Genomic DNA, 12,523 nt, shown 5'->3' with positions numbered 1-12,523 from the left:
GGCACCAGAACCGTGCACGGCCAGCACAGTGCACCCCGGACACCTGGTGCGACTGTGCTGCTGAGCGGGCCGGACGGGACCGACCGCCGCGAGACGAGGAGACCTCATGACCACTCCGGACACGATCGTGCTCATCCACGGCTTCTGGGTCACGCCCCGCTCGTGGGAGGGGTGGAAGGCGCACTACGAGGCCAAGGGCTACACCGTCCACACGCCCGGCTACCCCGGGTTCGAGGTCGAGGTGGAGGCTCTGCGGGCCGACCCGACGCCGATCGCCGACCTCACGACGGACGCGATCGCATCCCACCTCGACGCGTTCCTGAGCGCGCTGGACACCGCCACCCCGCCGATCCTCATGGGTCACTCCGCGGGCGGCACGTTCCTTCAGCTGATGCTCGACCGGGGGCACGGCAGCGCGGGGGTCGCGCTGAACTCGGCGCCGGTGGAGGGGGTGAAGACCACCCCGTGGTCCCAGCTGAAGTCGGTGTTCCCCGTGGTGAAGAACCCGGCGAACCACCACCGCGCGGTCGGCCTGTCGTTCGAGGAGTGGACGTACGCGTTCACCAACACGTACACGGAGGAGGAGTCACAGTACTTCTACGACCGGTACCACATCCCGGCGTCGGGCCGCGTGCTCATCGACTCCGTGCTCGCGAACGTCCAGCCCGGACACCAGGACGCCTGGGTGGACTTCGGCAACCCGAACCGCGTGCCGCTGCTGTTCCTGTCGGGCTCCGAGGACCACATCATGCCGCCGTCGGTGCAGGCGTCGAACGCCAAGCACTACCGCGGCGCGGGCACCGTCACCGAGCACGAGACCTACGAGGGCCGACCGCACCTCATGGTCGCCGGGCCGGGCTGGGAGGAGGTCGCCGACCGGGCCCTCGAGTGGGCGCTCGCCCATGCCGCCTGGGCTCCCGCGCAGAGCTCCGCCGCGTCCTGACGGTGTCCACCCTGACGTTCACGCACGTCGGCGGGCCGACGACCCTCGTGGAGGTGGACGGCTGGCGCATCCTCACGGACCCGACCTTCGACGCCCCCGGCCGGACGTACGCGTTCGGCTGGGGGACGTCGTCGCGGAAGACCACCGGCCCGGCCGTCGCGGCGGCAGAGGTCGGCGACGTCGACGCGGTGCTGCTCACCCACGACCACCACGCCGACAACCTCGACGACGCCGGCCGACAGCTGCTCGGCGGGGCACCCACGATCCTGACCACCGTGCCGGGTGCGCGCCGCCTCGGTCCGCCCGCGGTGGGCCTGCGTCCGTGGGCCACGACGACGCTCACCCATCCGGACCGTCCCACGCTGACCGTCACGGCGACCCCGTGCCGGCACGGACCCGTCGGCAGCCGTCCGGTCGCCGGGGCCGTCATCGGGTTCGACCTCACGTGGGAGGGCCAGGTGCACGGGTCCCTGTGGTTCTCCGGGGACACCGTCCTGTACGGCGGGGTGCGCCAGGTCGCCGAGCGGAGGCGCGTCGGCACCGCGGTGCTGCACCTCGGCGGCGTCCGGTTCCCCGTGACCGGTCCGCTGCGCTACTCGATGACGGTGGACGACGGACGCGAGCTGTGCCGCGCCCTGCAGCCCCGGACGGTGCTCCCCGTGCACTACGAGGGGTGGTCGCACTTCGTCGACCGGCCGGCTGCGCTCGAGCGACCGGAGCTGGCTCCCGATCCCGGGCGCACCACGTGGGCGGAACCGGGTCGGCCGCTCGTGGTGGAGGTCTGAGCGCTCGCCTAGGCTGCCGGGGGTGAGCTGGCCACGGTGGTCCGTCGAGGACGTCCTCGCGCGGCGCCCTGCCGTGCTGGTGAACCAGCTGGGCTACGTCCCCGGCCTGCCGATGGGCGCCACGCTGGTGTCGACGGAACCCGGTCCCGTGGCGTTCGAGGTGGTCAGTGACGACGACCGCGTCGTCCTGTCCGGGGTGTCGCGACCGTGGCCGGTCCGTCCCGAACCGACCTCCGGCCTTCCGGTGCACGTGCTCGACCTCAGCGGCCTTCCCGAGGGGTCGTTCCGGGTCCGTTCCGTCCAGCACGTCAGCCATCCGTTCGTCGTGGACGGCCGCCGGTACGCGGACCTCGGCGACGACGCCCTGCGCTTCTTCTTGCTCCTGCGGTCGGGCGCCCCGGTCGACGTGCCCGGCTACGAGCGCCCGGCCGGACACCCCGGGGACGGCGCCGTGCCCGCCTGGACGGGTCCCGACGCGGAGCGGCTCTACCCCGGCTGGCGCGACGACGGCACGTACGACGTCTCGGGCGGCTGGTACGACGCCGGCGACTACGGCAAGTACACGACCAGCGGCGCGCTCGCGGTCTGGCAGCTGCTCGGCACCCTCGACGTGCTCCCGCCCGACGACCCGAGGGCCGGCGCGGTGCTGGCCGAGTGCCGCTGGGAGCTGGACTGGCTGCTGCGGATGCAGGTGCCACCGGGCCGCCCGCTCGCCGGGCTGGCGTTCCACCGCGTGCACGGGACCGTCTGGTCGCCGCTGCCCGGATGGCCGCACCTCGACCCCACGGAACGCGTCCTGCACCGGCCGTCGACCACCGCGGCCCTGCACCTGGCGGCTGCGGCGGCAGCCGGCGCCCGGCACGTCCGCCCGACCGATCCCGCCTACGCCGCACGCCTGCTGGCGGCCGCGCGGTCGGCCTACGACGCCGCGCGGCGGCGTCCCGACCTGCTCCCCCCGGACGACCACGCGCGGCACGGCGGCGGACCCTACGACGACGGCGACGTGGGCGACGACTTCTACTGGGCCGCCGCCGAGCTCTGGCTGGCCACCGGTGAGCGCGTGTACGAGGAGCACGTCCTCGACTGCTCCGAGCACGCCGCCGACCCGTTCGACACCTCCGGGTACGACTTCCACCGCGTCAGCGCGCCCGCGCGCCTGGACCTGGCACTGCACGGCCGCCGGCTCGAGGACCACGGGCGGGTGGTCGACGGCGTTCGCCGCGCCGCCGACCGGCTGCTCGGCCTGCAGTCCCACCAGCCGTGGGGGCAGCCCTACGCGCCCGCCGACGGGTGGGGCTGGGGGTCGAACGGTCGGATCCTGAACAACCTCGTCGTCCTCGGGGTCGCCCACCTGGTCACCGGGAGCACCGCCTACCGCGACGCGGTCGCGTCCGGCGTGGACTACCTGCTCGGACGCAACGCGCTCGGCCAGAGCTACGTCACCGGGTACGGCACCGACCACAGCCACCACCAGCGCACCCGCCAGTTCGGGCACGACCTCGACCCGACGATGCCGCCACCCCCGCCCGGCGCCCTGGCCGGCGGCGCCAACTCCGTCCCCGCGCCGGACTTCCCCTACGACTCGCGGCTCGTCGGCCTCGCCCCCCAGCTCTGCTACCTGGACGAGCCGACGTCCGAGGTCACCAACGACGTCTGCATCCGCTGGAACGCACCCCTGGTCTGGGTGGCCACGTTCCTCGACCGGTGAGGTCAGGCGCGGCGGCGCTTCCAGTCGAGCATGACGAACAGGTCGCGCTCGCCGGGGACACCCTCGAGCACCGCGCGGGCCAGGGCAGGCTCCCCCGCCTGCTCGCACGACCACAGCTCGAAGTCGACCGTCTGCGACCACGTGGCCGGCAGGAACCCGAGGACCGTGGAGCCGTCGAGCACCTTGACGACGTCGTGCTCGCTGCGGGCCAGCGCGACGGCGAACCCCCGCTCGGAGCGGGTGGCGCGGGTGGGCGCCGCCGAGTCGAGGAACCCGCGCACCCGCACGGGGACGTGACCGCCGCTCGCGGGCACGAGGCGGCCGGGCATCCGGGTCGAGGACGACGGGTCCATGCGCGGAAACTACTCCTCCGAACCATGTAGAGGAACGCGGGACCGCTCCGTTCCTCGAGTGACAGTGCCAGTCTGGGCACGACGACGAAGGAGCAGAACCATGGCGAAGTACCTGCTGATCGTGGACTTCCAGAGCGGTCCCGACGACGCCCCGATGTCGGCGTGGACCGACGACGAGGTCGCCGCGCACCTGAACTACTACGGCCGGCTGAACCGCGAGCTGACCGAGAGCGGCGAGCTCGTCGGCGGGGAGATCCTCACCGGCCCCGACCTGGCGAAGGTCGTGACGTCGGACGGCGCCACGACGGTCGTCACCGACGGGCCGTTCCAGGAGTTCAAGGAGTGGGTCGCGGGGTACCAGATCGTCGAGACGGAGACCGAGGCGCGCGCGGTGGAGATCGCCGGCCTCGTCTCGGCGGTGCCCGGACGCGGCGGGGTGCCGACCCAGCAGCCCATCCAGGTGCGCCGGATCATGGAGGACGGGCCGTCGGACGTCGAGGAGATGAACGCGTTCCTCGAGACGGCGAGCGACGCCCGCTGAACGTCCCCGACGACGTCGAGGACCTGCTGCGTCAGCTGGCGCCGCAGGTCCTCGGCATGCTCGCGCGCAGGTGGGGCGACTTCGACGCCGCGGAGGACGCGGTGCAGGAGGCGCTCCTGGCGGCCGCGCAGCGCTGGTCGGCGGACGGGGTCCCCGCGCAGCCGCGAGGGTGGTTGCTGCAGACCGCGTCGCGGCGGATGGTCGACCGGTGGCGCAGCGACGTCGCCCGCCGCAGCCGTGAGCTCCACGCCGCCACCGAGCCCGCGTCCGGCGGCGCTGCGCAGGACGACGACACGCTGACGGTCCTGTTCCTGTGCTGCCACCCGGTGCTCACTCCCCCGTCCGCGATCGCGCTGACCCTGCGCGCGGTCGGCGGGCTGACCACCGCGGAGATCGCTCGGGCGTTCCTGGTGCCGGAGCCGACCATGGCGCAGCGGATCAGCCGCGCCAAGCAGCGGGTCGCGGGTGAGCGGTTCTCGATGCCCGCGCCCGACGAGCACCCGGCCCGGCTGCGCAGCGTCCTGCGCGTGCTGTACCTGATGTTCAACGAGGGCTACACCAGCAGCGCCGGCTCCGACCTGACGCGCGCCGACCTCTCCGACGAGGCGATCCGGATCGCGCGGCTCCTGTACGCGGCCGAGGACGACGCCGAGGTGGCCGGACTGCTCGCCCTCATGCTCCTGACGGACGCACGCCGACCGGCGCGGACCGACGAATCGGGTGCGCCGGTGCCGCTGGCCGACCAGGACCGGAGCCGGTGGGACCGCCCCCGGATCGCCGAGGGCACGGCCCTGCTCGACGCGGCGTTCGGACGCGCGACGGTCGGCGAGTACCAGCTGCAGGCGGCGATCGCCGCGATCCACGACCGTGCGCCCACGGCGGACGCGACGGACTGGTCGCAGATCCTCGCGCTCTACGGCCTGCTCGAGCGGATGACCGGCAACCCGGTGGTCACGCTCAACCGGGCGGTCGCGGCGGCGATGGTCGACGGACCGGCCGCCGGCCTGGCCATCCTGGACGGCGTGGACGACGCGCTTCCCCGGGTCGACCAGCTGCGCGCGTACCTGCACGAGCGCGCCGGTGAGACGGACCTGGCGCTCGCGCACTACCGGCGGGCCGCGGGCCGCGCGATCAACGTGGCGGAGCGCCGCTACCTGGAGGCGCAGGTCGCGCGGCTGAGCTGAGCGGACCCCACCCGTCCCGGTGTCCCCGCCCGCCGCTAGCGTGTCGCACATGGTGATGGACGAGACGAGCACTGCGGCACACGTCGCCGACACCCACGACCGGATCCGCGTGCACGGCGCGCGGGAGAACAACCTCAAGGACATCAGCATCGAGATCCCGAAGCGCCGGCTCACGGTGTTCACGGGGGTCTCCGGCTCGGGCAAGAGCTCGCTGGTGTTCGGCACGATCGCTGCCGAGTCGCAGCGGATGATCAACGAGACCTACAGCACCTTCGTCCAGGGCTTCATGCCCTCGCTGGCGCGGCCCGACGTGGACATCCTCGACGGGCTGACCACGGCGATCATCGTCGACCAGGAGCGGATGGGCGCCAACATCCGGTCGACCGTCGGCACCGCGACCGACGCCAACGCGCTGCTGCGCATCCTGTTCAGCCGGCTCGGGGTCCCGCACATCGGCTCGTCGCAGGCGTTCTCGTTCAACGTCGCGTCCATCTCGGGTGCCGGCGCGGTGACCATCGAGAAGGGTGGCACCACCACCAAGGAGCGCCGGAGCTTCTCGATCACGGGCGGGATGTGCTCCCGCTGCGAGGGCCGCGGATCGGTCACCGACTTCGACCTCACCCAGCTCTACGACGACAGCAAGTCGCTCAACGAGGGCGCGCTGACCATCCCCGGCTACAGCGTGGACGGCTGGTACGGGCGCATCTTCAGCGGCTCGGGCTTCTTCGACCCGGACAAGCCGATCAGCAAGTTCACCAAGAAGGAGCTGCACGACCTGCTCTACAAGGAGCCGACCAAGATCAAGGTCGACAACATCAACCTCACCTACGAGGGGCTGATCCCGAAGATCCAGAAGTCGTTCCTCGCCAAGGACGTCGAGGCCCTCCAGCCGCACATCCGGGCGTTCGTGGAGCGGACGGTCGTGTTCACCACGTGCCCCGACTGCGACGGGACGCGGCTCAACGAGGGCGCCCGCTCGTCGAAGATCGGCGGGGTCAACATCGCCGACGCCTGCGCGATGCAGATCAGCGACCTGGCGGAGTGGGTGCGCGGGCTCGACGAGCCGTCCGTCGCACCGCTGCTCACCGCGCTGCGCGAGCTGCTCGACTCGTTCGTGAGCATCGGGCTCGGGTACCTCTCGCTGGAGCGCTCGTCGGGCACCCTGTCGGGTGGCGAGGCGCAGCGCACCAAGATGATCCGCCACCTCGGCTCCTCGCTCACCGACGTGACGTACGTGTTCGACGAGCCCACGATCGGGCTGCACCCGCACGACATCCAGCGGATGAACGCGCTGCTCCTGCGCCTGCGGGACAAGGGCAACACGGTGCTGGTCGTCGAGCACAAGCCCGAGGCCATCGCGATCGCCGACCACGTGGTCGACCTCGGACCCGGTGCCGGCTCCGCGGGCGGCACGGTCTGCTACGAGGGGAGCCTCGACGGGCTGCGGGCCAGCGGGACCATCACCGGACGCCACCTCGACGACCGGGCGTCCCTCAAGGAGTCGGTCCGCACGCCCACCGGCACGCTCGAGATCCGCGGCGCGACCACCAACAACCTGCGCGACGTCGACGTCGACATCCCGCTCGGCGTCCTCGTCGTGCTCACGGGCGTGGCCGGCTCCGGCAAGAGCTCGCTCATCCACGGGTCGATGCCGGCCGGCGCCGGCGTCGTGTCCATCGACCAGGCGGGCATCAAGGGGTCGCGCCGGAGCAACCCGGCCACGTACACGGGGCTGCTCGAGCCCATCCGCAAGGCGTTCGCCAAGGCCAACGGCGTCAAGCCCGCCCTGTTCAGCGCCAACTCGGAGGGCGCCTGCCCCAGCTGCAACGGCGCCGGGGTCATCTACACGGACCTCGCGATGATGGCGGGCGTCGCCACCCCGTGCGAGCTCTGCGAGGGCAAGCGGTTCCAGGCCTCGGTGCTGGAGTACCACCTGGGCGGCCGCGACATCAGCGAGGTGCTCGCGATGTCGGTGACCGAGGCGGAGCAGTTCTTCGGAGCCGGCGAGGCGCGCACCCCGGCGGCGCACGCGGTCCTCGTCCGGCTCGCCGACGTCGGGCTCGGCTACCTGAGCCTCGGTCAGCCGCTCACCACCCTGTCCGGCGGCGAGCGCCAGCGGCTCAAGCTGGCCACGCGCATGGGCGACAAGGGCGGCATCTACGTCCTCGACGAGCCGACCACCGGCCTGCACCTGGCTGACGTCGAGCAGCTGCTGGGCCTGCTCGACCGGCTCGTCGACTCCGGGACCTCGGTCATCGTCGTCGAGCACCACCAGGCGGTCATGGCGCACGCCGACTGGATCGTCGACCTCGGTCCCGGCGCGGGCCACGACGGCGGGCGGATCGTCTTCGAGGGCACGCCAGCCGACCTGGTCGCCGGCCGGCCGACGCTCACGGGCCAGCACCTGGCCGCCTACGTGGGTGCTGCCGCATCGAGCAGGGATGGAGAAGCCTCCGTCGCCGTCGCTCCCTAGGGTTCTCGGCAACGGTCCAGAGAGGAAGCAGATGATGGCGAAGGCGACGAGCACGGAGTCCGAGGGGTTCACCGCGGAGGAGCGCGCCGCGATCAAGGAGCGCGCCAAGGAGTCGCGGCGCAAGGCGAACGGCGAGGCCGACCTGCTCGAGAAGATCGCCGAGATGGCCGACGACGACCGTGCGATGGCGGAGCGGATCCACGCCATCGTCACGGAGGTCGCCCCGGAGCTCGAGCCCAAGACCTGGTACGGCCAGCCCGCCTACGCGAAGGACGGCAAGGTGGTCGTCTTCTTCCAGGCCGCGTCGAAGTTCAACACCCGGTACGCGACGCTCGGCTTCAACGACGTGGCGACCATCGACGACGGCTCCATGTGGCCGACGGCCTTCGCGCTGACCGGCCTGACGGCCGCGGACGAGAAGCGGATCGGCGAGCTCGTGAAGAAGGCGGTCAGCTGACGGTTGCCATGGCGGCGGTCTATCGATAGGTTTCTCTCGTTAATCGATAGATCGCCACCAAGGAGCACTGCCATGAGCCGACTGGCCATCCTCGCGCTGCGGGTGGTGATCGTGGTGATGTTCGCCGGCCTGCTGGCGGTGCAGATCATGATCATCCCGGCCATCGGTCGCGACATCGACGACGGCGGTGCCGCGGTGGAGCACCTGCGCTGGCCGGTGATGATCATCGGGTTCCTGGGTGTGCTGGCCGTGCAGGCCGCTCTCGTCTGCGTCTGGCAGCTTCTCACCATGGTCCGGCGCGACACCGTGTTCAGCACCGCGGCGTTCCGGTACGTCGACGTCATCATCGGAGCGGCGGTCGCGGCCACCGTGCTGGCGATGATCCTGTCGTTCGTGCTCGCACCCGGCGAGGCGGTGGCGCCCGGGATCGTCCTGCTCGTCGTGATCGGCGGCATGGGCACGGCCGGGATCGCCCTGGTGGTGCTCGTCCTGCGGGTGCTGCTGGCCAAGGCGATGGTCCTCGACTCGACGGCGACGACCCTGCGCGCCGAGCTCGACGAGGTCATCTGATGCCGATCGTCGTCGACGTCGACGTGATGCTGGCCCGCCGCAAGATGTCCGTCGGCGAGCTGGCCGACCGCGTCGGCATCACACCCGCCAACCTCGCCGTGCTCAAGAACGGCCGGGCCAAGGCGGTCCGGTTCACCACGCTCGAGGCCCTGTGTGCCGTGCTGGAGTGCCAGCCCGGGGACCTGCTGCGCCACGAGCCGTAGGCCTATCGATTTCGCCCCCTCCTTCGGGACGCACGTTCCCGGACGCGGCGCACACCGGGCTGCTGGTTCCGGCAAGCGGCTTACGCCCGATAGTTTCGGGGTAGCGGACCTAAACGGTTCGCGTGCGTCCACGACTGTTCCCTTTGGCGTGAACACCTCTGCACACTGGCGTCGATAACGTTATCGACGCCACGTACGTCGGTACGGCGTCGCCTCCCCGCGCGGGTGCGCGACGCAGATCCCCACGCACAAAGGAGTGCAGGATGTCCGAAAGTATCGGTACGAGGCTGCGACGACGTCGGTCGTTCCGTGCGCTGGCGGCCCTCGGCGCCGCCGGCGCGATGGTCGTCGCCGGGCTCGCCGTCGCCACCACCGCCAGCGCCGTGTCGTCGAACGAGACGGGCACCAACAACGGGTACTTCTACTCGTTCTGGACCGACTCCCCCGGCACCGTCTCCATGAACCTGGGATCGGGCGGCAACTACACCACCCAGTGGAGCAACACCGGCAACTTCGTCGCCGGCAAGGGCTGGCAGACCGGCGGGCGCAAGTCCGTCAACTACTCCGGCTCGTTCAACCCCTCGGGCAACGCGTACCTGACCCTCTACGGGTGGACCACCAGCCCGCTGATCGAGTACTACATCGTCGACAACTGGGGCACCTACCGGCCCACGGGCACGTTCATGGGCACCGTGAACAGCGACGGCGGCACGTACGACATCTACCGCACCCAGCGCGTGAACCAGCCCTCGATCCAGGGCACCGCGACGTTCTACCAGTACTGGAGCGTGCGGCAGTCGAAGAAGACCGGCGGCACCATCACGTCCGGCAACCACTTCGACGCGTGGGCCGGCAAGGGCATGAACCTCGGCACCCACAACTACATGATCATGGCGACTGAGGGCTACCAGAGCAGCGGGAGCTCGAACATCACGGTGAGCGAGGGGTCCGGCGGCGGGGGCACCACGACACCGCCCCCGAGCACCGGCGGCTGCAGCATCACGGCCACCCGCGGCGAGGAGTGGTCCGACCGGTTCAACGTGAGCTACACGGTCAGCGGCGCCAGCTCCTGGACGGCGACGCTCAACCTCAACGGCAGCCAGACCGTGCAGAACAGCTGGAACGCGTCCGTCAACGGGCGGACCGTCACCTCCACGGGCTCCAGCACGTTCGGCGTCACCATCATGAAGAACGGCAACAACACGACGCCGTCGGCCACCTGCGGCACCTCCAGCGGAGGCGGCGGCACAACGACCCCACCGCCGACGACGACGAGCTGCTCCGCCGGCTACGTGGGCCTGACGTTCGACGACGGCCCGAACACCGGCACCACCAACCAGCTCATCTCCACGCTGCGCAACGCGGGTGCCACCGCGACCGTCTTCCCGACGGGTTCCAACGCCTCGTCCAACGCGTCGCTCATGCAGGCCTACAAGAACGCCGGCCTGCAGATCGGCAACCACAGCTGGGACCACCCGCACCTGGTGAACCTGAGCCAGGCGGACATCCAGTCGCAGCTCTCTCGCACCCAGACCGCGATCCAGCAGACCGCCGGGGTCACCCCGACGCTCTTCCGGCCGCCGTACGGCGAGACCAACCAGACCCTCAAGAACGTCGAGTCCTCGCTCGGCCTGCGCGAGATCATCTGGGACGTCGACTCCAACGACTGGAACAACGCGAGCGCCGACGCCATCCGGCAGGCGGCCGCCCGCCTCACCAACGGCCAGATCATCCTCATGCACGACTGGCCGGCCGCGACCCAGCAGGCGCTGCCGAACATCCTGAACGACCTCAAGTCCCGCAACCTCTGCACCGGGCACATCTCGAGCAGCACGGGTCGGGCGGTCGCACCGTCCAGCGCCGGTGGTGGTGGCGGCACGACGAACCCGCCGGCCGGCTCCTGCACGGTGACCGCCACGCGCGGTGACGAGTGGTCGGACCGGTTCAACGTGAGCTACACGGTCAGCGGCAGCAGCAGCTGGGTGGTCACGCTCAACCTGTCGGGGAGCCAGAGCGTGCAGAACAGCTGGAACGCGACGCTCAGCGGCAGCGGCAGCACCCGTCAGGCACGGCCGAACGGCGCCGGCAACACCTTCGGCGTGACGATCATGAAGAACGGCAGCACGACGACGCCGGGCGCCACCTGCGCGACGGGCTGACGGTCCGACGAGGACGGCAGCTCCCCGCGAGAACGTCGGTTCAGAGTGACGTTCTCGCGGGGGACTGCCGTTCTCGCGCGTCCGGCGGTCAGGCCTTGGCGCGCCCGCGAGTGCCGCGCCAGATCGCGGTGACGATCAGCGCGCCGACGATCGAGCCGATGATGCCGCTCGGGCGCAGCTCGAGCCCGTCGCCGGCGAGCAGGCTGGCCAGCAGCCCACCGACGAACGACCCGACCAGCCCGGCGACGATCGCCATGGTCCAGTCGATCCCGCCACGTTCCTTGCCGAGGATCAGCTGCGCCAGTGCGCCGATCAGCATGCCGAAGAGGATCAGTCCGAGGATGAGCATGGGCCGAGACTATGACCGGTTCGTCCCCTCGACCAGGACCGCAATACCGTCGAGCAGGCGTGTCAGCCCGAACTCGAACGCGCGGCGCGGGTCGTAGGCCGCCTGCTGGGCCTCCCCGGCGATCGGTCCGACGCGCGCGACCGTCGGGTACGCCTCGGCGTCGAACACGCGGGCGACGAACGGCTCGGTGGCGGCCCACCACTCGGCCTCGCTGATCCCGGTGGCCTGCTGGGCGGCCGCCTGCTCGACGACGCCCCGCGCGGTGCCGGCCACGAAGCCGTCGACGAGCGTGACCACCGCATCCATCGCGACCTCGTCGAGCCCGCTGCCGTCGACCGCGCGCAGCTCGAGCTCGTACTTGGCCATCACCCCCGGGCCCAGCGGGGGTCGCCCGGAGGCGGCGACGTGCAGGAGCCACGGGTGGCGCTCGTAGAGGGACCAGTTGGCGCGGGCGACGGCCTCGAGCCGGGCGCGCCAGTCGTCGGAGGCGGGCGTGTACAGGTCCGCCATCTCCCCCAGCACGGCGTCCACCATGAGGTCGACCAGCTCGGCCTTGCCGGGCACGTAGGTGTAGACGGTCATCGCGCCGACGCCGAGGTCGGTGGCGAGCCGCCGCATCGACAGCGCGCCCAGGCCCTCGGTGTCCGCGAGCGCGATCCCGGCGGTCACGACGCGGTCGACGGAGAGGCCGGCGGCGGCACCACGGCCGCGGGGGGCGGGCTCCGACTCGCGCCACAGCAGCGCCATGCTCCGGGCCGGGTCGCCGGTGCCTGTGATCTCCGTCATGGCACCCATCCT

At 71.4% G+C, this 12,523-nt stretch carries 13 protein-coding genes; 10 read left to right on the top strand and 3 right to left on the bottom strand.

The window, feature by feature from the left end; all coding sequences use genetic code 11:
- The first annotated feature begins 106 nt into the window (after nt 1-106).
- From ASD18_RS04550 to ASD18_RS04540, 3 genes are read left to right on the top strand one after another with little or no spacing between them, the layout of a single operon-like run.
- A complete protein-coding gene (locus ASD18_RS04550; RefSeq protein WP_056087274.1) occupies nt 107-943 on the top strand; it encodes a carboxylesterase in 837 nt (278 codons plus the stop codon).
- A 2-nt stretch (nt 944-945) separates the two neighbouring features.
- Nucleotides 946-1,728 (top strand): MBL fold metallo-hydrolase, encoded by a 783-nt coding sequence (locus ASD18_RS04545; RefSeq protein ID WP_056091560.1) that lies wholly within the window; start codon nt 946-948, stop codon nt 1,726-1,728.
- A 22-nt stretch (nt 1,729-1,750) separates the two neighbouring features.
- On the top strand, nt 1,751-3,436 hold the full coding sequence (locus tag ASD18_RS04540) for a glycoside hydrolase family 9 protein (protein ID WP_056087271.1): 1,686 nt from the start codon (nt 1,751-1,753) through the stop codon (nt 3,434-3,436).
- A gap of 2 nt (nt 3,437-3,438) precedes the next feature.
- Here ASD18_RS04540 and ASD18_RS04535 read toward each other — a convergent pair whose 3' ends face one another.
- Nucleotides 3,439-3,789 carry a hypothetical protein gene (locus ASD18_RS04535; RefSeq protein ID WP_056087268.1) on the bottom strand — a complete coding sequence of 117 codons (351 nt, stop codon included), beginning with the start codon at nt 3,787-3,789 and terminating at the stop codon, nt 3,439-3,441.
- Nucleotides 3,790-3,889: 100 nt separating this feature from the next.
- Between ASD18_RS04535 and ASD18_RS04530 the strand changes: the two genes are divergently transcribed.
- The 7 genes from ASD18_RS04530 to ASD18_RS21745 all read left to right on the top strand — a co-directional run bounded on the left by ASD18_RS04530 (nt 3,890) and on the right by ASD18_RS21745 (nt 11,376).
- On the top strand, nt 3,890-4,330 hold the full coding sequence (locus tag ASD18_RS04530) for a YciI family protein (RefSeq protein ID WP_056087265.1): 441 nt from the start codon (nt 3,890-3,892) through the stop codon (nt 4,328-4,330).
- Nucleotides 4,327-5,514, top strand: a complete 1,188-nt coding sequence (locus tag ASD18_RS04525) for an RNA polymerase sigma factor (RefSeq protein WP_082573898.1) — start codon at nt 4,327-4,329, stop codon at nt 5,512-5,514. The genes ASD18_RS04530 and ASD18_RS04525 overlap by 4 nt, the downstream gene beginning before the upstream one ends.
- A 49-nt stretch (nt 5,515-5,563) precedes the next feature.
- Nucleotides 5,564-7,987 (top strand): excinuclease ABC subunit UvrA, encoded by a 2,424-nt coding sequence (locus tag ASD18_RS04520; protein WP_056091557.1) that lies wholly within the window; start codon nt 5,564-5,566, stop codon nt 7,985-7,987.
- Nucleotides 7,988-8,021: 34 nt separating this feature from the next.
- Nucleotides 8,022-8,444 (top strand): iron chaperone, encoded by a 423-nt coding sequence (locus ASD18_RS04515; RefSeq protein ID WP_056091554.1) that lies wholly within the window; start codon nt 8,022-8,024, stop codon nt 8,442-8,444.
- Nucleotides 8,445-8,516: 72 nt separating this feature from the next.
- Nucleotides 8,517-9,014, top strand: a complete 498-nt coding sequence (locus ASD18_RS04510) for a DUF2975 domain-containing protein (protein ID WP_056087256.1) — start codon at nt 8,517-8,519, stop codon at nt 9,012-9,014.
- Complete coding sequence (locus ASD18_RS04505) at nt 9,014-9,217, top strand: helix-turn-helix transcriptional regulator (protein WP_056087253.1); 204 nt, start codon at nt 9,014-9,016, stop codon at nt 9,215-9,217. The genes ASD18_RS04510 and ASD18_RS04505 overlap by 1 nt, the downstream gene beginning before the upstream one ends.
- Before the next feature lie 263 nt (nt 9,218-9,480).
- Nucleotides 9,481-11,376, top strand: coding sequence for a glycoside hydrolase family 11 protein (locus tag ASD18_RS21745; protein WP_056087249.1), 1,896 nt, complete (start codon nt 9,481-9,483; stop codon nt 11,374-11,376).
- An 88-nt stretch (nt 11,377-11,464) separates the two neighbouring features.
- Here ASD18_RS21745 and ASD18_RS04495 read toward each other — a convergent pair whose 3' ends face one another.
- A complete protein-coding gene (locus ASD18_RS04495) occupies nt 11,465-11,725 on the bottom strand; it encodes a GlsB/YeaQ/YmgE family stress response membrane protein (RefSeq protein WP_056087246.1) in 261 nt (86 codons plus the stop codon).
- Between the two features lie 9 nt (nt 11,726-11,734).
- Complete coding sequence (locus ASD18_RS04490; protein WP_056087242.1) at nt 11,735-12,511, bottom strand: TetR/AcrR family transcriptional regulator; 777 nt, start codon at nt 12,509-12,511, stop codon at nt 11,735-11,737.
- Nucleotides 12,512-12,523 lie beyond the last annotated feature (12 nt).

It is taken from the genome of Cellulomonas sp. Root137, from assembly GCF_001426725.1.
Taxonomy (GTDB): domain Bacteria; phylum Actinomycetota; class Actinomycetes; order Actinomycetales; family Cellulomonadaceae; genus Cellulomonas.
This window is presented reverse-complemented; position numbering and strand designations above follow the sequence as displayed.